Origin of the sequence: Cellulomonas sp. PSBB021, assembly GCF_002240455.1 — a bacterium.
Classification (GTDB): domain Bacteria; phylum Actinomycetota; class Actinomycetes; order Actinomycetales; family Cellulomonadaceae; genus Cellulomonas; species Cellulomonas uda.
In genome coordinates, this window is the sequence record NZ_CP021430.1 from 1420687 (window position 1) to 1440210 (window position 19524).

Sequence of the window (19524 nt, forward strand, 5' to 3'; positions counted from 1 at the left end):
CCGGTCCCCACCCCGAACCTCCACATGCACGACCGCCCGCGGGCGGCGCGTCGTGGTGGGGTGGTGGCGTGCTGCTCCCCCGGCGCGTCGTCGCCCCGCTGGCTCAAGCCCGCTCCGCCGTCGAGCGCGGCCTCACCTCGGTCGAGCAGCGCGTCGACGCGTGGGCGCACCGCCGCCTCGACGGGCTCCCGACGGACGGTCCGCGGGCGTGGCTGGTCACGCTCGTGGTGTTCGTCCTGAAGCAGGCGTGGGCGTGCCTGTTCGGTGCGCTGCTGCTCGCGCTGATCCTCGCGACCCGGCTCTGGTACCCCGACGACGCGCCGCTGGCGCGCAACGACCTCCTGACGCTCGCGGCGCTGGCACTGCAGGTGCTGATGCTCGTCACGCGCCTCGAGACGGTCGCGGAGCTGCGGGTCGTGGGGGTCTTCCACGTGGTCGGGACCGCGATGGAGCTGTTCAAGACGGACGTGGGGTCGTGGTCGTACGCCGCGGACGGCGTCCTGCGGGTGGGCGCCGTGCCGCTGTTCTCGGGCTTCATGTACGCGGCGGTCGGCTCGTACCTGGTGCGCGTGATGCGGATCTTCGACCTGCGGTTCGAGCGCTACCCGCGGCGGTGGGTCACGGCGCTCGTCGCCGCCGCGGTGTACGTCAACTTCTTCACCCACCACTGGTGGTGGGACGCACGCTGGCTGCTGGTGGCCGCGGTGCTGACCGTGTGGGCGCGCTGCGTGATGCACGTGCGGGTGCTGACGCGCGTGGTGCGCATGCCCGTCCTGGTGGCGTTCGGCCTCGTGTCCGCAGTGATCTGGGTGGCCGAGAACCTCGCGACGTTCGCCGGCGCGTGGCTGTACCCGGCGCAGGCCGCCGGCTGGCACCCCGTGTCGCCGCACAAGCTCGTCGCGTGGTTCCTGCTGCTGGTCATCTCGGTCGTGCTCGTCACGTGGGTGCACGTCCCGCGCCCGCCGGCCGGCGCGGTGACCGTCGGCGGGACGCGGGACGTGCCCGCACGTCAGGGGCGACGACGACGGGCGGCGAGGAGCGCGGCGACGGCGACGGCCGCGACGACGACGAACAGCGCCCCGACGACGAACGACGCGGGGCCACCGCTGCGCGGGCCGGGGTCGATCGTCGGCAGCGCCGACGGCGTCGGGGACGGCGCGGCGGTCTGACCCGCACCCGAGGTGGGCGACGGCGCCTGCGTGGGGGTGGGCGTGGGGGTGGGCGTGGGGGTGGGCGTGGGGGTGGGCGTCGGCTCGGGCGTCCCGGTGCCGCTCGCCGCCGTGAACGCGAACGTCCCGTCGACGGGGTGGCCGTCGGCGGAGGTCACGCGCCACTGCACGGTGTACCGGCCGGGCGGCAGCTCACCCGACAGCGGCTGGGTCACGGCGGCGCCGTCGAGCAGCGGCTCACCGGCCGCGGCGTCCCGGCCGTCGGGCGTCAGGACGACGACGCGCGTGCCGAGTGCCATCGCGGGCGACGAGAACGTGAGCGTCACCGCCTCGGGCGCGACCGGGACGGTCGAGCCGTCGGCCGGGTCGGTCGACAGGAGCGTGTCGTGCGCGTGCGTGGCGCTCGCCCCGGCCACGAGCAGCACCCCCGTCGCGACGAGCGCCGCAAGGGACCGCAGCGTGCGTCGGGTGGTCGGGGGCGCGTCGCGCAGCGTCGGGGTGGGGTCGGTGCGGTGCATGGGTCAGGGGTCCTTCACGGGCGGGCCGCGGGGCGGCGGGGTCGGTGCGGCGCACCGGGCCGCGCACGGTCGGCGCGTCAGGTCCGCGGTGTGCCGGTGGGCGGGGACGCCGGCGGCGGGGGTCCGCGGCGCGCCGGCGCGCCGCGCAGGTGCAGCGTCGCGACGCGCGCGTCGGGCTCGCCGGCGGGCAGGAGCCGCGCCAGCACGGGTGCGACGAGTGCGGCGGGCGCGCGGAACAGGGCCGCGAGCACCCCGGCGACGAGCGGGAAGCCGCGCTCGACCCCCGCGACGAGGAGCGCAGTGACGACCGTCGCGACGACGTGCCACGCGACCATCGCACCGGCCGAGGAACCGGTGAGCGACCCGGCACCCGTGGCGCACACGTGCTGCAGGTGCGCACCCCCGTGGTGCGCGTGCGCCCCCGCGGCGGGTCCGGACGTCGCGCACGAGCCGACGACGGTGAACGCACCGTGCAGCGCCAGCTGCCCCACGGCGAGGACCGCGAGCGCGACCCCGCGCGTCACGCGCCGGCCGCACAGCAGCACGGTGACGGGTGAGGACACCGCGACGAGCGCCACCAGCAGACCGGGCTGCGGCGCGGCTCCCCCGCCGAGCGCGTGCCCGCCCGCGGCCAGCGCGACCACCAGGACCGACAGCGCCGCCGCACGCGCGAGACGCGCCGGTGCGGTGGACGCCCTGGTCATGAGCCGACGCTAGCCCGCGTACGGGACCAAGGTCCTCACCGTGAGGTGTGAGAATCCCCGCACCTCAACGGTTTGGCACGGATGAGTCAGCCGGTACGCCGGGTTCTGTCCCCGTGCGCGGTCGCCCACGCACGGGTGGCGGCCATCCATCTACGACGTACGTTGCCGCACGCCTCCAGCGACCTACCCGGGAGCTCGGGCGGGCCGCCCTCGAACGCTCCCTGTCTGGTCTTGCTCCGGGTGGGGTTTGCCGAGCCGCACCGGTCACCCGGTGCGCTGGTGGTCTCTTGCACCACCGTTTCACCCTTACCCCGGCCGGGCCGGCGAACCGGCACGTCGGGGCGGTCTGTTCTCTGTGGCACTGTCCCGCGGGTCACCCCGGGTGGGTGTTACCCACCACCCTGCCCTACGGAGCCCGGACGTTCCTCGGCGGTGGGGCCCGGGGGCCTCACCGACGCGGCCGCCTGGCTGACTCATCCGCGCGACGAGTCTACGCACGTCGCGGGCGCGTGCCAGCATGGGTGCATGGGCTGGCTCGCCTGGGTCGTCGGGGTCGCGGTGGTCGGCGGGCTGCTCGTCGTCGCCGACCGGCTGGTGGCGAGCGGGCGGCTCGACCGGTTCCTCGACCGACCGCGCGCGGTGCGCACGGACGTCGGGAGCGCGGCCGGCGGGCTGTTCGACTCGCTCGGCGACCTGTTCCAGCCGAACCGGGAGCACCTGACAGCCGAGAAGGAGCGTCAGCGGCTCGACATCCACTACGCGGGCGACGACGCACCGCCGTTCGACCTCGACTCCGGAACCGTGGTGCTGCGACCGCGGGCCCGGCCCGGCGACGAGGACGACGCATCTCACGTCGCGCCGCACCCGGACTGACGCGGCCCGCGCGGTGCGGGCGTCCTACAGTCGTGCGGTGCTCCTGCTGCTCCCCCCGTCCGAGGGCAAGACCGCGCCGCGCCGCGGCGCCCCGGTCGACCTCGACGCGCTGTCCTCCCCCGCGCTGAACCCGCTGCGCGCCACGGTGCTCGACGCGCTCGTCGAGGTCTCGGCCCGGCCGGACGCGGCGCAGGTGCTCGGCGTGCCCCCCGGCCTGGCCGACGAGGTCGCGCGCAACACCCGGCTGCGCGAGGCGCCCGCCGCGCCCGCGCGCGGCGTCTACACGGGCGTGCTGTACGCGGCGGCGGGGCTCGCCGGGCTGACACCCGCCGAGCGGCGACGAGCGGCGGCGTGCGTGCGGATCTTCTCGGGGCTGTGGGGCGTCGTGACCCCCGACGACGCGGTGCCGGCGTACCGGCTGTCGGGCGGGGTCGACCTGCCCGGCATCGGTCCGCTCGCGGCGGCCTGGCGCGCGGCGCTGCCGGACGTGCTCGACGCCGAGGCGCAGGGCGCGCTCGTCGTCGACGGCCGGTCGGCGGACTACGTCGCGATGTGGCGCCCGCCCGCGGGAGCGGACTGGGTGGCCGTGCGGGTCGAGCGCGAGCTCGCGGGGCGACGGTCGGTCGTGTCGCACCACGCGAAGCACACGCGGGGCGTCCTCGCGCGTCACCTGCTGACGCGTCGCGCGCAGCCGCCGCGGGACGCCGAGGCGCTGGCGCACGCGGCCGGCGAGCTCGTCGGCACGGCACTCCTGGGTGTCGAGCTGGGCGACGCGCGTGCCCGGGGGCCGCGCACGCTCACGCTCGTGGTGGGGTGAGCACGCCGGCTCGCGGCCGCCCGTGGTGGGTGGTCGCGCTCGTCGTGTCGGTGTTCGCGGTGGCCACGGGGGTGCTGCCGCGCGACGACGCTGTCGCGCTCGCCGAGCGCACCGGCCCCGTCCTGCTGTTCGTCGCCGCGCTCACGGTCGTGTCCGAGCTCTGCGCCGGCGCCGGCCTGTTCGCGGCCGCGGCAGCGCTCGCGGCGCGCGCCGCCCGCGGCCGGCGCTGGGTCCTGTGGGCCGGTGTCGTCGTGCTCGCGACCGTCGTGACCGCGGTGCTCTCGCTCGACACCACGGCGGTGCTGCTCACGCCCGTCGTGATCGCCCTCGCGCGCCGCACGCACACGCCTCCTCTGCCGATGGCGCTCGCCGTCGTGGCGCTCGCGAACACGGCCTCGCTCGTGCTCCCCGTCTCGAACCTGACGAACCTGCTCGCGGACCACGAGATCCGGCGCTCGGGCACCGACTACCTGACGCTGATGTGGGCGCCGGCGCTCGCGGCGGTCGTCGTGACGGTCGTCGTGCTGGCCGTGCGCGACCGGGGCGCGATCCGCGGCCGGTACGCACCCGTCGCGACGCCCGACGCCCCGGACCCCGTCCTGCTGCGCGTCACCGGCGTCGCCGTCGCCGCGATGGCCGTCGCGTTCGTCGTCGGCGTCACGCCCGAGCTCGCCGCGGGCGTGACCGCGCTTGTGCTGCTCGCCGTGACGCTCGCGCGGCGCCGACCGCTGCCGGTCGCGCCCGGCGACATGGTCCCGTGGCGCACGCTGCTCGTCGTCGCCGCGCTGTTCGTGCTCGTCGCGGCCGCGCACGCGCACGGCCTCGCGGGCGTGCTGCACCGCGCGGCGGGCGACGGGCACGGCCCGCTGGACCTGCTGCGGCTCGCGGGCGTCGGGGCGCTCGCGTCGAACGGGATCAACAACCTGCCCGCGTTCCTGGCGCTCGACCCGGCGACGGCGGGCGACCCGCTGCGCATCGCCGCGCTGCTCGTCGGGACGGGCGTCGCACCCATCCTCACCCCGTGGGGCTCGCTCGCGACCGTCCTGTGGTGGCAGCGGTGCCGTCAGGTGCTGCTCGACGTGCCGGCCGCGACGATCGTCCGGCAGGGCCTGCTGCTCGCGCCGCTCGCGCTCGTGGCGTCGGTCGCGGCCCTGGTCGCCGTGACCTAGGACCAGCCCTCGCTCGGCGCTCCCGCCACGGCGATCTCGTGGCGCCGGTCGGAGTACAGGCGCACGATGCTGACGGACGCGGGCGAGACGCGCAGCTGGCTCCACGTCCCGGGGTGCGCACCCATCGCGAGACCGAGCGCCGCGCGGATGGCGACGGCGTGCGAGACGACGACCACGGTGCGTCCCCCGCCCGCCGCGAGGAGGTCGTCGTACACCGACCGCAGGCGCTCCCCGACGTCGGCGATCGACTCCCCGCCCGGCGGTCGCACCGTCGCGAGCGTGTGCCACGGCTCGAGCGTGCCCGGCCAGCGCTCCTCGATCTGCTCCGACGTCAGACCCTGCCACTCACCGAAGTCCGCCTCCTTGACGCGGTCGTCGGTCCGCACCGGCAGCCCGAGCCGCTCCGCCACGATCCCGGCGGTCTCCTGCGTGCGCACCATGGGCGACGCGAGGAGCTCGCTCGGGTACTCGATGTCCCCCCACAGGTCACGGCCCACACGGTCGACGAGCGCGGCCGCGGCACGCGCCTGTGCGCGGCCGTGGTCGTTGAGCGGCGGGCCGGGCTCGCCCGAGCCCGAGTAGCCGCGCGAGACGGTCATCGCGGTCTCACCGTGCCGCACGAGCACGACCGTGACGGGCTGCTCGTCGTCGAACCGCACGCCCGCCCCGGACGGGCCGGGCTGCCGCCGCCGCACGGCCTGCGTCACGGACGACGACGCGGCCGCGTCGGTCACGACCGGGCCTCGCGTGTCCATCGCGCGGTTCGCGAGCCGGTCCGCGGCGGCGTTCTCGGCCCGCGGCACCCACGTCCACGTGACCGTCGTGGGGTCGACGAGCGCGCGGGCCTGCGCCGCGAGCCGGCGCATGTCGTCGTGCTTGACCTGCCACTCACCACTCATCTGGCGGATGACCAGCTGGGAGTCCATCCGGACCTCGATCGCCGCGTCGGGGTCGATGCCGACCGCGGCGCGCAGACCCGCGACGAGGCCCGAGTACTCCGCGACGTTGTTCGTCGTGATCCCGACGTAGTCGGCCCGCTCGGCGAGCACCTCGCCCGTGTCCGCGTCACGCACGAGCGCGCCGTACCCGGCAGGACCGGGGTTGCCGCGCGAGCCCCCGTCGGCCTCGACGACGAGCCGCCGCATCACTGCCCCTCGGGCAGCCGGACCAGGATCCGCCCGCACTCCTCGCAGCGGACCACCGCGTCGTCCGGCTTCGCCTTGATGACGTCCACGTCGGACGGGTTGAGGTCGAGGTGGCACCCCTCGCAGCGTCGGCCGCGCAGCGCCGCCGCGCCCTGCCCCCCGAGCTGCGCGCGGATCCGGTCGTACAGCGTGACCAGGCCCGCGTCGAGACCGCTCGCGGCGCCCGCCCGCTCGGCCTGCACGGTGGCGGCCTCGGCGTCGAGCTGCGCGTACGCCGCGTCCCGCTCGGAGACGACCTGCGCCTTGCTCTCGACGAGCTGCGAGTGCGCCGCGGTGACCTCGGCGAGCGCTGCTTCGTGCGCCTCGAGACGCTCCATCACCTCGAGCTCGACCTCCTCGAGGTCGCCCTGGCGCCGCGCGAGCGACTCGAGCTCGTGCTGCAGCGCCTGCAGGTCCTTGGCGGTCCCCTGACCCGCGTCGAGACGCGCCTGGTTTCGCGCCGCGCGGTCCCGCACCTGCTGCACGTCCGCCTCGGCCTTCGCGAGCTCGCGGCGCAGGTCCGCGACCGCCGTCTGCGACGTGACCAGCGCGGTGTGCAGGTCCGCGACCTGCGAGTCCAGCTCGGCGATGCGCGCGAGCTCGGGCAGCGTCCGGCGCCGGTGCGCGAGCTGGTCGAGGCGCGTGTCGAGCGCCTGGACGTCGAGGAGTCGTCGCTGGTCCGCTGCGGGGGCGTTGGCCACGGGCAGTCCTTTCCGTACGCGGCGGCGCGCGTGGGTCGTCGTCGGCTCTCGCCGGATGGCGGGGCTAGCTGCTGCGGGAGTCCGTGCGGCCGACGCGACCCGTCCACGGGTCGGTGCACCGCACGCTCACGCGGGTCTCCACCGTAGTGCCCTGCGCGTGCAGGTCCGCCGCCAGGTCGCGCGCGGCGAGCGGCAGCCAGGGCCACTCGGACGCGAAGTGCGCGAGGTCCACCAGGTAGGGCGTCGCCGCCCTGCCCCCGCGCGCGTCGAACGCCGCACGCTCGCGCTGCTCGGACGCGGGGTGGTGGCGCAGGTCCGCCGTGACGTACACGTCGGCACCCGCCGCGCGCGCCGCGTCGAAGAACGGGTCGCCCGACCCGCCGACGACCGCGACCCGCTCGACGCGACCGTCCGGGTCGCCCGCGAACCGCACGCCCTGCGCGGTGGCCGGCGTCGCGTCCGCGGCGCACTGCGCGAACGCGCGCAGCGTCGTGGGCTCGGCGAGCCTGCCGACGCGTCCCGTGCCGGTGCTCCCGGGCAGGCTCGCGGCCTCCAGCACGTCGAACGCGGGCTCCTCGTACGGATGCGCGCCGCGCATCGCCGTCACGACCGCGGTGCGGGCACCCCGCGGCGCGACCATCTCGACGCGGGCCTCGACGACGACCTCGCGGGTACCGACCGAGCCGATCGTGGGCGACGCGCCCGGCAGCGGCGTGAACGTCCCCTCGCCGGTCGTCGTCCACGCGCACCGCTCGTACGCCCCGAGGGCGCCGGCCCCGGCCGCTGCCATGGCGTCGACCACGCGCGGCGCGTCGGCGACCGGCACGAACACGACGTGCTTGTCGAGCGCAGGGCCCGCGTCCGCCAGCAGCGGCTCGACGTCGACGAGCCCGAGCACCTGGGCGAGCGCGTCCGCGACGCCGTCGGTCGCGCTGTCCGCGTTGGTGTGCGCGGCCAGCAGCGCGCAGCCGCCGCGCACCAGCCGGTGCAGCACCGCCCCCTTGAACGTCGTCGCAGCCACCGACGTCACGCCCTTGAGCAGGAGCGGGTGGTGGGTCACGACGAGGTCCGCACCCCACTCGAGCGCCTCGTCGACCACCGTGGCGACGGGGTCCACCGCGAACAGCACGCGACGTACCGGCTGGTCCGGGTCACCGGTGACCAGGCCGACGGCGTCCCACGACTCGGCGGTCGACGGCGGGTAGCGCCGTTCGAGGACCCGGACGACGTCGGCCAGACGAGGAGCGCTCACAGACGAGCACGCTACCCGGCGGTCGGGTCAGGTCAGCGGGACGACGGGCGCGCCGACGACGAGCTCGCCCACCTGCTCTGGCACGAGCCGCACCCCGAACCACACCTTGCCGTCCTCGCGGCGGTGCCGTGCGAGCGTGCGCGTCGGCTCGGTGCCGGTGCGCAGCGTGTCGAGGTCGACCGTCGTCATGACGCACCGGTCGCACCGCTCGGCGAAGCGCAGCACGGTGTCTCCGACGCGCACGCGCGCCCACCGGTCCTCCGCGAACGGCTCGAGGTCACCGTCGACCACGAGGGTCGGGCGGAACCGCTCCATCGGGAGCGGCGGGTGCCCCCGCTCGTGCGCGAGCCAGCCGTTGAGCGCGTCGAGCGACGCGGTCGTCGTCAGGAGCACGGGCGCGGCGTCCGCGAACGACAGCGGGTCGCCGGGGCGCCCGCCGTGGTCGGGCGAGACCGACCGTCGCGCCGGGTCGTCGAGCCACACGAGCCGCACCGCGAGCGCGAGCGCCTCGGAGAGCCACGCGTCCGCCTCCGCCGCGCACGCGGTCGCCTCGCCCACCCGGGACAGCGTCACGGGGACCCGCCGGCCCGCGCGTGGCTCGTGCACGACGAGCGGCACGCGCCCGGGGGCCGTGAGCTCCACACCCCCGTCGACGGGGCGCGCGGTGAGGCCGAGCATCGCCGGCACCTGCCGTGCGGTGACGGTCGCGCCGTCCGGGCCGACCACCATCCACCGCCGGTCCCCGCGGGGCCCGAGCCGGTCGAGCGCGACCCGCTCGACCTCGACGCCGCGCAGCGACTTCACGGGCCGTACGGCGAGCGACGCGACACGCGGCGGCCGCGAGGGGGCGTCGCTCATGACGGGCGACCTCCTCGTGCGCGCGTCGTCGCGGCGTCCGCCTGGTGGGCCCGGCCGGGTTCGAACCGGCGACCCCCGCGGTGTAAGCGCGGTGCTCTGACCAGCTGAGCTACAGGCCCCTGCTGCCGTGCGCCCGGGCGCCCGACGGCGGCACAGCCTACCGGCAGCGCCCGGCGCCCGGCGCGGTGGCCCGCCAGCGGGCGGCCGCGCAGGTTCACAGCGCCGCGAGCGCCTCGCGGTACGCGCCGAGCGGACGCGCCTGGCCGCGCGCGTTGACGACGCTCCACCGCAGCACGCCCTGCGCGTCCACGAGGAACGAGCCGCGCAGCGCGTGCCCGGTGCTCTCGTCGAACACGCCGAACGCGCGCGCGGCCTCGCCGTGCGGCCAGAAGTCGGAGAGGAGGTCGAACGTGTAGCCCTCGTGCTCCGCCCACGCCCGCAGCGTGAACATCGGGTCGCACGAGACGACGAGCAGCCGCACACCGGCCTCGTCGAACGCCCCGAGGTTGTCCCGCAGCTCGCACAGCTCGCTCGTGCAGATCCCGGAGAACGCGAACGGGACGAACACGACGGCCAGGGCGCCACCGCGCAGCTGCGACAGCGTGACGGGCGTGCCGTGCGTGTCGGGCAGCGTCAGGTCCGGCACGGGCTCTCCGACGACGAGCGCACGCGTGCCCGCTGCGGTCACTTCCCGCGGCCGCGCGTGCCGAGCCGCGTCGCCGACCAGTCCGGGGCGATCGCGAACGTCGACATCGCGTGCAGGCCCGACGTGGTCGCGGCCTCCTCGATGTCGGAGTGCGACACGTGGCCCGGCCGGCCCGACTTCGGCGACAGCACCCAGATCGGGCCGTTGTCCTCGAGCACCGTCATGGCGTCGACGAGGTAGTCGGTGAGGTCACCGTCGTCCTCACGGAACCAGATCACCGCACCGTCGGTGACGTCGTCGTACTCCTCGTCGACCATCTCGGCACCCGTGATCGCCTCGATCGACTCGCGCAGGCCCTCGTCGACGTCGTCGTCGTAGCCGAGCTCCTGGATCACCTGCCCCGCGGCGAATCCCAGTCGAGCAGCCTGCTGCTGCCCGGCGTCCGCACTCGCTGACACGTCCCGTCCGATCCCTTCGTCGCGGCCCCCACCCCTGCGGGCGCCTCCCGATGTGCGCACAACCTAGCCCACCGCAGCACGCGCCACCTGGCAAGAGTCGCCGCGGTGGACCGTGCCGGACGGGTCGGCGGCCGTGCGGTGGGCGTGCGGTGGGCGTGTGACGCAGGAGGCACTGTCACGGACGTCACGTGCACCAGAGATGACCCGCGTGTGACTTTCAGGCCGTCAGGGTCCGAGAATGGGGCGGACTACCCGCCCCGTGCACGCGGCAGCCAGCCACGCTCGGGCCCGGGCCGACGATGTGCGCCGTGGCCGATCCGGCCCGCGCGCCGACGAGAGGCGAGGAGCACTGGTGGCTCAGATCGACGAGACAGGCCCGCTCATCGGCGGCCTGCTCAGCCAGGTACCGGACATCGACCCCGACGAGACCGGCGAGTGGGTCGAGTCCCTCGACGGACTCATCGACGACAAGGGCGGCCCGCGCGCGCGGTACGTGCTCATGAGCCTGCTGCGGCACGCGCGTGAGCGGAACGTGGCGATCCCGTCGTCGATGAACACGCCGTACGTGAACACGATCGCGGTGCACAACGAGCCCTACTTCCCGGGCGACGAGGTCATCGAGCGGCGCTACCGCTCGTGGAACCGCTGGAACGCGGCCGTCATGGTCACGCGGGCGCAGCGCCCCGGCATCGGCGTCGGCGGCCACATCTCGTCGTACGCGTCGGTCGCGACGCTGTACGAGGTCGGCCTCAACCACTTCTTCCGCGGCAAGGACCACCCGGGCGGCGGCGACCAGGTGTACTTCCAGGGCCACGCCTCCCCCGGCGTGTACGCCCGCGGCTTCCTCGAGGGACGCCTGAGCGAGCACCAGCTCGACGGGTTCCGTCAGGAGCTGTCGCACCCCGGCGGCGGCCTGCCGTCCTACCCGCACCCGCGCCTCGCGCCGGACCTGTGGGAGTTCCCGACCGTGTCGATGGGCCTGGGTCCGTCGGGCGCGATCTACCAGGCGTGGACCAACCGCTACCTGCACAACCGCGGCATCAAGGACACCAGCCAGCAGGACGTGTGGGCGTTCCTCGGCGACGGCGAGATGGACGAGCCCGAGTCGCGTGGCCTCATCCACCTCGCGGCGCAGCAGAACCTCGACAACCTCACGTTCGTCGTGAACTGCAACCTGCAGCGCCTCGACGGTCCGGTACGCGGCAACGGCAAGATCATCCAGGAGCTCGAGGCCGAGTTCCGGGGCGCCGGCTGGAACGTCATCAAGGTGATCTGGGGCCGCGAGTGGGACGTCCTGCTCAACGCCGACAAGGACCGCGCGCTCGTCCACCTGATGAACATCACGCCGGACGGCGACTTCCAGACGTACCGGGCCGAGAACGGCGCGTTCATCCGCGAGCACTTCTTCGGGCGCGACCCGCGCACCAAGGCGCTCGTCGAGAAGATGACCGACGACGAGATCTGGGCGCTCAAGCGCGGCGGTCACGACTACCGGAAGATCTACGCGGCCTACAAGTCGGCGCGCGAGCACACCGGCCAGCCGACCGTCATCCTGGCGCACACGATCAAGGGCTACGGGCTCGGCTCGGGCTTCGCGGGGCGCAACGCGACCCACCAGATGAAGAAGCTCAAGATCGACGACCTCAAGACGCTGCGCGACACGCTGCACATCCCGTTCACGGACGCGCAGCTCGAGGAGAACCCCTACGTCCCGCCGTACTACCACCCGGGTGCCGACGACGAGGCGATCCAGTACATGCTGGAGCGCCGCCGTCAGCTCGGCGGGTTCGTGCCCGAGCGCCGCTCGACGCACAAGCCCGTCACGACGCCTGCGCCGGAGAAGTACGACGGCCTGGCGAAGGGCTCGGGCCAGCAGGAGGTCGCCACGACCATGGCGCTCGTGCGCCTGTTCAAGGACCTCCTGAAGGACAAGGAGTTCGGCCACCGGCTGGTGCCGATCATCCCCGACGAGGCCCGCACGTTCGGCCTGGACTCGATCTTCCCCAGCGCGAAGATCTTCAACACGGTGGGTCAGCACTACCTCGCGGTCGACCGCGACCTGATGCTGAGCTACAAGGAGTCCGAGTCCGGGCAGATCATGCACACCGGCATCAACGAGGCCGGGTCCGCGTCCGCGTTCCAGGCCGTCGGCACGTCGTACGCGACGCACGGTGAGCCCCTGGTCCCGTTCTACTTCTACTACTCGATGTTCGGGTTCCAGCGCACGGGCGACCAGTTCTGGGCGGCCGGCGACCAGATGGCGCGCGGCTTCCTCATCGGGGCGACCGCGGGCCGCACCACGCTCACCGGTGAGGGCCTGCAGCACGCCGACGGGCACTCGCCGCTCATCGCGGGCGCCATGCCGCACGTCGTGCACTACGACCCGGCGTACGGCTACGAGATCCGGCACATCGTGCGCGACGGCATCGACCGCATGTACGCGCCGGACAACGGCGGTCGTGACCGTGACGTCATCTACTACCTCACGGTCTACAACGAGCCGATCGTCCAGCCCGCCGAGCCGGAGGGTGTGGACGTCGAGGGGATCCTCAAGGGCATCCACCTGCTGGCCCCCGCCGAGGGTGACGGGCCGCGCGCCCAGATCCTCGCGTCGGGTGTCGCGGTGCCCTGGGCCCTCGAGGCGCGCGACCTGCTCGCCGAGGACTGGGGCGTGCGGGCCGCGGTGTGGTCCGTGACGTCGTGGAGCGAGCTGCGCCGCGACGGTCTCGAGGCCGACGCCCAGGCGTTCCTGCGCCCGGACGAGGAGCCGCGCACCGCGTACCTCACGCAGAAGCTCGCGGGGGCCGAGGGTCCGTTCGTCGCGACGACGGACTACGACCACCTCGTGGCGGACCAGGTCCGCGCGTGGGTGCCCGGCACGTACGCGACGCTCGGTGCCGACGGCTTCGGCTTCTCGGACACGCGCGCCGCCGCTCGCCGGCACTTCAAGATCGACGGCCCGTCGACCGCGGTGCGCGTGCTGCAGCAGCTCGCGCGCACGGGTGCGGTGGCCGCGGACGCCCCGGCGCAGGCGATCGAGCGCTACCGCCTGCACGACGTCACGGCCGGCACGTCCGGCAACGCGGGCGGCGACTCCTGACGGTCCGCGCCTGACCTGCGCGAAGGGGGCCGACGAGCGATCGTCGGCCCCCTTCGTCGTCCGCGCCGCGACGGCGCGGGAGTACTCAGGTACGGGAGCGCTCAGGTCCCCGGCATCGCCTGCTGCGCCTGCGCGACGACGTGCGCGAGCTCCTCACGCAGCTCGCGCACCGACGCCTGGTCCGGGTACAGGTCGAGGTTGGCGAGGTACTGCTTGGCGTCCAGCGGCCGGTCGGCCTCGACCGCCGCGAGGACGAGCTGGCGCGCGACCGCGGGGTCGTGCTCGCGCGGCCGCCAGTGACCGACGCCGATCCCGAGCGCGTCGACCGGCTTGCCCGCCTCCCGCAGCAGGCTCAGCGCCTCCACGAGCGCCGTGCCCGACGGGTCACGCTCCGCGGCGGTCGTCAGCCGGCGCAGCGTCCCCTCGTGGTCGTCGCGCACCGACAGGCGGGCGACCTCGATGAGCGGGTACCAGGCGCGCGGGTTGCCCGCGAGCTCCTCGCCGAGCGACCACACCGCGAGGTCGGCCGCACGTTGCCGCTCGGCGTCGTCCTGCGGCGCGGTCAACGGGTCGCCGTCGGGGCCGGTCTCGGCCGCGCGACGGCGCACGATCTCGGCGAGGGCCGCGAACGCGCGCACGTTGTTCGGGTCGTCGGACAACATCGACCGCAGGGCGTCCTCGTGGAGGGTGTCGCCGCGGCGCGCCGTGCTCGTGGGACGACGGGCGCCGACGCGCGAGGCGGACGAGGGCCGACGCATCAGCTGTCTCAGACGGGGCAGCAGAGCCATGCTGCGACACTAGCCCGTCGGCGTCCGGGGGACCGACCCGAGACGCCGCGAACCGGGCCAGACGGACGATCCGCCGGGGCTCCGGGCGGGGCCCCAGCGGCGCGAACCGGGCCGCGACGCGCGCCGCGCTTTGTCGACTTCCCACAAGCCGTCCGCCTATGCTCGGCGCATGTCCCGCTCCTCCGACCGCCCCGCGCGCTCCACGACGACGCCGCGGGCCGCGGCCGCGGGGGCGCTCACGCCGTCCCAGTCGGTGGCGCAGCACGTCCCGACGAGCGAGACGCAGCGGCGCGTGCGGGAGGGCGCGGGGCTGCTCGCGGCCGCCGCGATGCGCCGCCTCGACGAGGACCTCGACTGGTACCGGGCGCTGCCCGCCGAGGACCGCTCGTGGGTCGGCCTGGTCGCGCAGGCCGGCATCAGCGCGTTCATCACGTGGTTCGCGGACTCGACCCGCCCGCCGCACGGTGTGAGCGACATCTTCGCGAGCGCGCCACCCGAGCTGACGCGGTCCATCTCCCTGCAGCACACGCTGCACCTCGTGCGCGTGGTCGTCGACGTCGTCGAGACGCACGCCGAGCGCCTCGCGGCGCCGGGCGAGGAGCGCGAGCTGCGCGAGGCGGTGCTCCTGTACTCGCGGGAGGTCGCCTTCTCCGCCGCCGAGGTCTACGCGCGCGCCGCCGAGGTGCGCGGCGCGTGGGACGCCCGGCTCGAGGCGCTGGTGGTCGACGCGCTGGTCCGCGGCGACGTGGACGACTCGGTCCGCTCGCGCGTCGCCGCGCTCGGCTGGGGCGGGCGCGGTCCCACCCTCGTCGTGGTCGGGACGACCGCGGCGCCGATCGACGAGGTACGCGCGGCAGACCTGCGGCGTGCGACCAGCCGCGCGGCCGACGACGCGCTCGTCGGGATCCAGGGCGACCGGCTCGTCATCTTCCTGGGCGGCGAGGGCGACCTGCGCGCGGCGGTGACGTCCCTGCTCCCGCGCTTCGGGCCGGGCCCCGTCGTCGTCGGGCCGCAGGTCGCGGACCTGACGGAGAGCGCACGCTCCGCCCGTGCGGCGCTCGCCGGGCTGCAGGCCGCGGCGGCATGGCCGCAGGCGCCGCGGCCCGTCGCGGCGGACGACCTGCTGCCCGAGCGCGTGCTCGTCGGCGATCCGCTCGCACGCCGCACGCTCGTCGCGCAGGCGTACGACCCGCTGTCCGCGAGCCAGGGCGCGCTCCTCGAGACGATCTCGGCGTACCTGGGGACGGGCCGCTCGCTCGAGGCGGCCGCACGCTCGCTCTACGTGCACCCCAACACGGTGCGGTACCGGCTCAAGCGCGTCGCGGACGTCACGGGGTGGGACCCGCTCGACCCGCGTGAGTCGTACGTGCTCCAGACGGCGCTCGCCGTGGGGCGGCTCGACGCGACCTCCTGACCGCCGGCGCACCGACAGGAGGGCTTTGTAGGACAGCCACAACGCCCCGCCACATTCTCGGTGCGCGCCGCGTACCGGTGCCCCGCCGTCGGGCAGGCACAGTTGACGGGTGCTCGTCGTCGTCTGCCCCGGACAGGGTGCCCAGTCCCCCGGCATGCTCGCCCCTTGGCTCGAGCTGCCCTCCGTCGCCGAGGCCGTGGGCCGTGCATCGCAGGCCACCGGCCTCGACCTCGTCGCGCACGGCACGACGTCGGACGCCGACACGATCCGCGACACCGCCGTGGCGCAGCCGCTGCTGGTCGCCTCCGCGCTCGCGACGCTGCGCGCGGTCCTCGAGCTGGACGTGAGCGCCCCGCTGGGCGCGGCGGTCGCGGACCGCGTGGACGTGACCGCTGGCCACTCGGTGGGTGAGCTCGCCGCAGCGGCGGTCGCGGGCGTCCTGACCGACGACGAGGCGCTTCGGCTCGTCGCGGTGCGCGGTGCCGCCATGGCCCGCGCGGCCGCGGTGACGCCCACCGGCATGAGCGCGGTGCTCGGCGGGGACCCCGACGAGGTGCTCGCGGCCCTCGCGCGCCACGCGCTGGTGCCCGCGAACGTCAACGGGGGCGGCCAGGTCGTCGCCGCCGGCACGCTGGACGCCCTCGCCGCGCTCGCCGCCGAGCCCCCCGCCCGCGCACGCGTGGTGCCCCTGCAGGTCGCGGGCGCGTTCCACACCGAGCACATGGCGCCCGCGGTCGACGAGCTGCGCGCGGCGGCAGCCGAGGTGACGCCCGGCGAGCCCGGCGTCACGCTGCTGTCCAACGCCGACGGCGCCGCGGTCGCGAGCGGCGCGCAGGCCCTGGCGCGGGTCGTCGCGCAGGTCGCCAACCCGGTGCGGTGGGACCTGTGCTGCGCGACCCTCCTCGAGCTGGGCGTCACCGGCCTGCTCGAGGTCGCCCCCGGTGGTGTGCTCACGGGCCTCGCGCGCCGTACGCTGCCCGGGGTCGAGACCGTCGCCGTCAAGACCCCCGCCGACCTCGACGCCGCACGCGACCTCGTGCGCCGCCACGCGTCGTCGGCCGTCCCCACGTCCGCGAGCAGCCAGGAGCAGTCGTCGTGACCCGTCCCACCCTCACGCAGGCCACCGGCCCCGCGCACACCCGCATCCTCGGGATCGGCGGCGTCCGCGGCGAGAACCTCGTGACGAACGACGACATCGCCGGGCCGATCGACTCGTCCGACGAGTGGATCCGCCAGCGCACGGGGATCGTCACGCGCGCCCGCGCCGGCGAGGGCACCGACGTGCTCGACCTCGCCGAGGGCGCGGCCCGCAAGGCGCTCGAGCACGCCGGTCTGACCGGTGCGGACATCGACGCCGTCATCCTGTCGACCGTCACGTACTTCCACCAGACCCCTGCGGGGGCCGCGATCATCGCCGACCGGATCGGCGCGACGCCCGCCGCCGCGTTCGACATCTCGGCCGCGTGCGCGGGCTACTGCTACGGCATCGGCCAGGCGGACGCGCTCGTGCGCGCCGGCACCGCACGCCACGTGCTCGTCATCGGCGCCGAGAAGATGAGCGACTTCATCGACCCGACCGACCGCTCCATCTCGTTCCTGCTGGGCGACGGTGCGGGCGCGGTGGTCATCGGACCGTCGGACACGCCCGGCATCGGCCCGACGGTGTGGGGCTCGGACGGCGGCCAGGCGCAGGCCATCCGCCAGACGCACTCCTGGAAGGAGACGCAGACGGGCGCGGGCTGGCCCACGCTGCGCCAGGAGGGCCAGTCGGTCTTCAAGTGGGCCGTGTGGCAGATGGCGCCCGTCGCGCAGAAGGCGCTCGACGCCGCGGGCATCACCGCGGACCAGGTCGAGGCGTTCATCCCGCACCAGGCGAACATGCGGATCGTCGACCAGATGATCAAGCAGCTCAAGCTGCCCGAGTCGGTGGTGGTCGCACGCGACATCGTCGACACGGGCAACACCTCCGCGGCGTCGATCCCGCTCGCGACCGAGCGCCTGCTCCGTGAGGGCCAGGTGTCGTCGGGCGCGCTCGCACTGCAGATCGGCTTCGGTGCGGGGCTCGTCTACGCCGCCCAGGTCGTCGTCCTGCCCTGACACCCCCGCGGGCCGCGACCGCGGTCCGCACTCCCCCGTCGGTCCGGCCGCCCGGCTGTACCGTTCGTCCGACCCCTAACGTCCCACGAAGGAGACACCCATGGCGTACAGCGAGCAGGACATCCTGGCCGGCCTGGCCGAGATCGTGAGCGAGGAGACCGGCCTGCCGACCGACGCGGTGCAGCCGGAGAAGTCGTTCACCGACGACCTCGACATCGACTCGCTGTCGATGATGACGATCGTCACGCTCGCCGAGGAGAAGTTCGACGTGCGCATCCCCGACGACGAGGTCAAGAACCTCGCGACCGTCGGCGACGCCGTCAGCTTCATCGCGAACGCGCAGGCCTGACCCACCCGCGTCCGTCCTGCGCGCGTGCGCAGGACGGACGCGCCGGGCGTCGTCGGACACCGTCCGGCAACTGCCCGTCCGGCACCTGCCGTCCGGCACCGGCCACCCGGCACCGCCGGAACCCCCGCACGACACCCGTGAGACCGGGACCCGACCTCTTGGGAGCAACGATGAGCCACACGACCGACGTCGTCGTCACCGGCCTGGGCGCCACCACGCCCCTCGGCGGCGACGTGAAGAGCACGTGGGCCGCGGCGCTCGCCGGCGAGTCCGGCGCCCGTCCCTTCGAGGAGGACTGGTCGGAGCGCTACGGCATCCCGGTGCAGTTCGCCGCGACGATCAAGGTCCGTCCCGAGGACGTCCTCGAGCGGCCCGAGCTCAAGCGCATGGACCCCTCCGCGCAGTACGCGATCATCGCGGCGCGTGAGGCGTGGTCCGACGCGGGCACCCCCGAGGTCGACGGCGAGCGCCTGGGCGCGGTCGTCTCGTCCGGCATCGGCGGCATCTGGACCACGCTCGACGGCTGGGACCTGCTGCGCGAGAAGGGCGCGCGCCGCGTGCTGCCCATGACCGTCCCCATGCTCATGCCCAACTCCCCCGTGGCCTACGTGTCGCTGGAGTTCGGTGCCAAGGCGGGTGCGCACGCGCTCGTCTCGGCGTGCGCGTCGGGTGCCGAGGCGATCGGCTACGGCGTCGACATGATCCGCGCCGGGCGCGCCGACGTCGTCGTCGCGGGCGGCACCGAGGCGACGATCCACCCCATGCCGATCGCCGCGTTCGCGGCGTCACGCACGCTGTCGCTGCGCAACGACGACCCGCAGGGCGCGTCCCGGCCCTACGACGTCGACCGCGACGGGTTCGTGATCGGCGAGGGCGCGGGTGTCGTCGTGCTCGAGAGCGCGGAGCACGCCGCGGCCCGTGGGGCGCGCGTGTACGCCCGCATCGCGGGCGTCGGCCTGTCCGCCGACGGGTACCACATCACCTCTCCCGAGCCGAGCGGCGACGGCCAGATCCGCGCCATGCGCGCCGCGCTCGCGGAGTCGGGCGTCTCCGCGCCCGAGGTCGTGCACGTCAACGCGCACGCGACCTCCACGGTGGTGGGCGACCTCATCGAGGCCCGCTCGATCCGCGGGGTGCTGGGCGACGACGCGGACCACGTCGCGCTGTCCGCGACGAAGTCGATGACCGGCCACCTGCTGGGCGGTGCGGGTGCGCTCGAGACGATCTTCACGGTCCTCGCGCTGCACACACGTCAGGCTCCGCCGACGATCAATGTCAGCAACCCGGACCCGGAGCTCGTGCTCGACCTCGTGCGCGACACGCCGCGTGCACTGCCCTCGGGCGACATCGCCGCGATCAACAACTCGTTCGGCTTCGGCGGTCACAACGTCGCTCTCGTGGTCACGAGCGTCTGACCCTCACGCACG

The 19524-nt window shown here is 74.9% G+C and carries 18 protein-coding genes, 1 tRNA gene, 1 other RNA gene and 1 pseudogene; 10 read left to right on the forward strand and 11 right to left on the reverse strand.

Translation table 11 applies throughout. From position 1 onward, the window contains the following. The first annotated feature begins 68 nt into the window (after window positions 1–68). Complete coding sequence (locus CBP52_RS06405) at window positions 69–1169, forward strand: DUF817 domain-containing protein (RefSeq protein ID WP_369826315.1); 1101 nt, start codon at window positions 69–71, stop codon at window positions 1167–1169. A 122-nt stretch (window positions 1170–1291) separates the two neighbouring features. On the opposite strand, the pseudogene CBP52_RS18165 reads toward CBP52_RS06405, so the two are convergent. From CBP52_RS18165 to rnpB, 3 genes and pseudogenes are all read right to left on the reverse strand, one after another. Next, window positions 1292–1687 (reverse strand): annotated as a pseudogene (locus CBP52_RS18165) (copper resistance protein CopC); the annotation flags it as partial. Window positions 1688–1764: 77 nt separating this feature from the next. Next, entirely contained in the window at window positions 1765–2391 is a 627-nt protein-coding gene (locus CBP52_RS06415) for a hypothetical protein (RefSeq protein WP_094180287.1), read from the reverse strand. Between the two features lie 78 nt (window positions 2392–2469). Continuing rightward, window positions 2470–2867: RNase P RNA component class A (rnpB, locus tag CBP52_RS06420), an RNA gene on the reverse strand. 49 nt (window positions 2868–2916) lie between these two features. Here rnpB and CBP52_RS06425 point away from each other — a divergent pair. The 3 genes from CBP52_RS06425 to CBP52_RS06435 are packed head-to-tail and all read left to right on the forward strand — an operon-like array spanning window position 2917 to window position 5250. Continuing rightward, window positions 2917–3264 (forward strand): DUF6191 domain-containing protein, encoded by a 348-nt coding sequence (locus tag CBP52_RS06425; RefSeq protein WP_094180288.1) that lies wholly within the window; start codon window positions 2917–2919, stop codon window positions 3262–3264. A 37-nt stretch (window positions 3265–3301) separates the two neighbouring features. Then, a complete protein-coding gene (locus CBP52_RS06430) occupies window positions 3302–4081 on the forward strand; it encodes a YaaA family protein (protein WP_094180289.1) in 780 nt (259 codons plus the stop codon). Beyond that, window positions 4078–5250, forward strand: coding sequence for an SLC13 family permease (locus CBP52_RS06435; RefSeq protein ID WP_094180290.1), 1173 nt, complete (start codon window positions 4078–4080; stop codon window positions 5248–5250). The genes CBP52_RS06430 and CBP52_RS06435 overlap by 4 nt, the downstream gene beginning before the upstream one ends. Here CBP52_RS06435 and CBP52_RS06440 read toward each other — a convergent pair. From CBP52_RS06440 to CBP52_RS06470, 7 genes are all read right to left on the reverse strand, one after another. Continuing rightward, window positions 5247–6395, reverse strand: a complete 1149-nt coding sequence (locus tag CBP52_RS06440; protein WP_094182212.1) for a bifunctional RNase H/acid phosphatase — start codon at window positions 6393–6395, stop codon at window positions 5247–5249. The genes CBP52_RS06435 and CBP52_RS06440 overlap by 4 nt on opposite strands. Continuing rightward, window positions 6395–7135, reverse strand: a complete 741-nt coding sequence (locus tag CBP52_RS06445) for a zinc ribbon domain-containing protein (protein WP_094180291.1) — start codon at window positions 7133–7135, stop codon at window positions 6395–6397. The genes CBP52_RS06440 and CBP52_RS06445 overlap by 1 nt, the downstream gene beginning before the upstream one ends. A 64-nt stretch (window positions 7136–7199) precedes the next feature. Next, a complete protein-coding gene (locus CBP52_RS06450) occupies window positions 7200–8387 on the reverse strand; it encodes a Nif3-like dinuclear metal center hexameric protein (protein WP_094180292.1) in 1188 nt (395 codons plus the stop codon). 27 nt (window positions 8388–8414) lie between these two features. Continuing rightward, entirely contained in the window at window positions 8415–9245 is an 831-nt protein-coding gene (locus CBP52_RS06455) for an MOSC domain-containing protein (RefSeq protein WP_094180293.1), read from the reverse strand. A gap of 42 nt (window positions 9246–9287) precedes the next feature. Next, window positions 9288–9364: transfer RNA gene (locus CBP52_RS06460), tRNA-Val, on the reverse strand. Between the two features lie 95 nt (window positions 9365–9459). Then, window positions 9460–9891, reverse strand: coding sequence for a peroxiredoxin (locus tag CBP52_RS06465; RefSeq protein ID WP_232514684.1), 432 nt, complete (start codon window positions 9889–9891; stop codon window positions 9460–9462). A 38-nt stretch (window positions 9892–9929) separates the two neighbouring features. Next, window positions 9930–10349 (reverse strand): DUF3052 domain-containing protein, encoded by a 420-nt coding sequence (locus CBP52_RS06470; RefSeq protein ID WP_094180295.1) that lies wholly within the window; start codon window positions 10347–10349, stop codon window positions 9930–9932. Window positions 10350–10701: 352 nt separating this feature from the next. Between CBP52_RS06470 and aceE the strand changes: the two genes are divergently transcribed. Then, complete coding sequence (gene aceE / locus CBP52_RS06475; protein ID WP_094180296.1) at window positions 10702–13449, forward strand: pyruvate dehydrogenase (acetyl-transferring), homodimeric type; 2748 nt, start codon at window positions 10702–10704, stop codon at window positions 13447–13449. 101 nt (window positions 13450–13550) lie between these two features. On the opposite strand, the gene CBP52_RS06480 is transcribed toward aceE, so the two are convergent. Next, on the reverse strand, window positions 13551–14111 hold the full coding sequence (locus CBP52_RS06480) for a hypothetical protein (protein ID WP_094182213.1): 561 nt from the start codon (window positions 14109–14111) through the stop codon (window positions 13551–13553). Between the two features lie 295 nt (window positions 14112–14406). Here CBP52_RS06480 and CBP52_RS06485 point away from each other — a divergent pair, with 295 nt between their 5' ends. From CBP52_RS06485 to CBP52_RS06505, 5 genes are all read left to right on the forward strand, one after another. Beyond that, window positions 14407–15651: a CdaR family transcriptional regulator gene (locus CBP52_RS06485; protein WP_094180297.1), complete on the forward strand. Its 1245-nt coding sequence runs from the start codon at window positions 14407–14409 to the stop codon at window positions 15649–15651. 109 nt (window positions 15652–15760) lie between these two features. Continuing rightward, entirely contained in the window at window positions 15761–16750 is a 990-nt protein-coding gene (locus CBP52_RS06490; RefSeq protein WP_094180298.1) for an ACP S-malonyltransferase, read from the forward strand. Next, window positions 16747–17748, forward strand: coding sequence for a beta-ketoacyl-ACP synthase III (locus tag CBP52_RS06495; protein ID WP_094180299.1), 1002 nt, complete (start codon window positions 16747–16749; stop codon window positions 17746–17748). The genes CBP52_RS06490 and CBP52_RS06495 overlap by 4 nt, the downstream gene beginning before the upstream one ends. 100 nt (window positions 17749–17848) lie before the next feature. Next, window positions 17849–18097 carry an acyl carrier protein gene (locus CBP52_RS06500; RefSeq protein ID WP_094180300.1) on the forward strand — a complete coding sequence of 83 codons (249 nt, stop codon included), beginning with the start codon at window positions 17849–17851 and terminating at the stop codon, window positions 18095–18097. A gap of 170 nt (window positions 18098–18267) precedes the next feature. Then, window positions 18268–19512 (forward strand): beta-ketoacyl synthase, encoded by a 1245-nt coding sequence (locus CBP52_RS06505; RefSeq protein WP_094180301.1) that lies wholly within the window; start codon window positions 18268–18270, stop codon window positions 19510–19512. The last annotated feature ends 12 nt before the right edge of the window (window positions 19513–19524 follow it).

Bases quoted from the DNA above. Each gene is read 5' to 3' on its own strand.
- CBP52_RS06455 (WP_094180293.1), bottom strand. From the start codon at position 9,245: ATGAGCGACGCCCCCTCGCGGCCGCCGCGTGTCGCGTCGCTCGCCGTA.
- CBP52_RS06500 (WP_094180300.1), top strand. From the start codon at position 17,849: ATGGCGTACAGCGAGCAGGACATCCTGGCCGGCCTGGCCGAGATCGTG.
- CBP52_RS06415 (WP_094180287.1), bottom strand. From the start codon at position 2,391: ATGACCAGGGCGTCCACCGCACCGGCGCGTCTCGCGCGTGCGGCGGCG.
- CBP52_RS06485 (WP_094180297.1), top strand. From the start codon at position 14,407: ATGTCCCGCTCCTCCGACCGCCCCGCGCGCTCCACGACGACGCCGCGG.
- CBP52_RS06505 (WP_094180301.1), top strand. From the start codon at position 18,268: ATGAGCCACACGACCGACGTCGTCGTCACCGGCCTGGGCGCCACCACG.
- CBP52_RS06425 (WP_094180288.1), top strand. From the start codon at position 2,917: ATGGGCTGGCTCGCCTGGGTCGTCGGGGTCGCGGTGGTCGGCGGGCTG.
- CBP52_RS06480 (WP_094182213.1), bottom strand. From the start codon at position 14,111: ATGTTGTCCGACGACCCGAACAACGTGCGCGCGTTCGCGGCCCTCGCC.
- CBP52_RS06440 (WP_094182212.1), bottom strand. From the start codon at position 6,395: ATGCGGCGGCTCGTCGTCGAGGCCGACGGGGGCTCGCGCGGCAACCCC.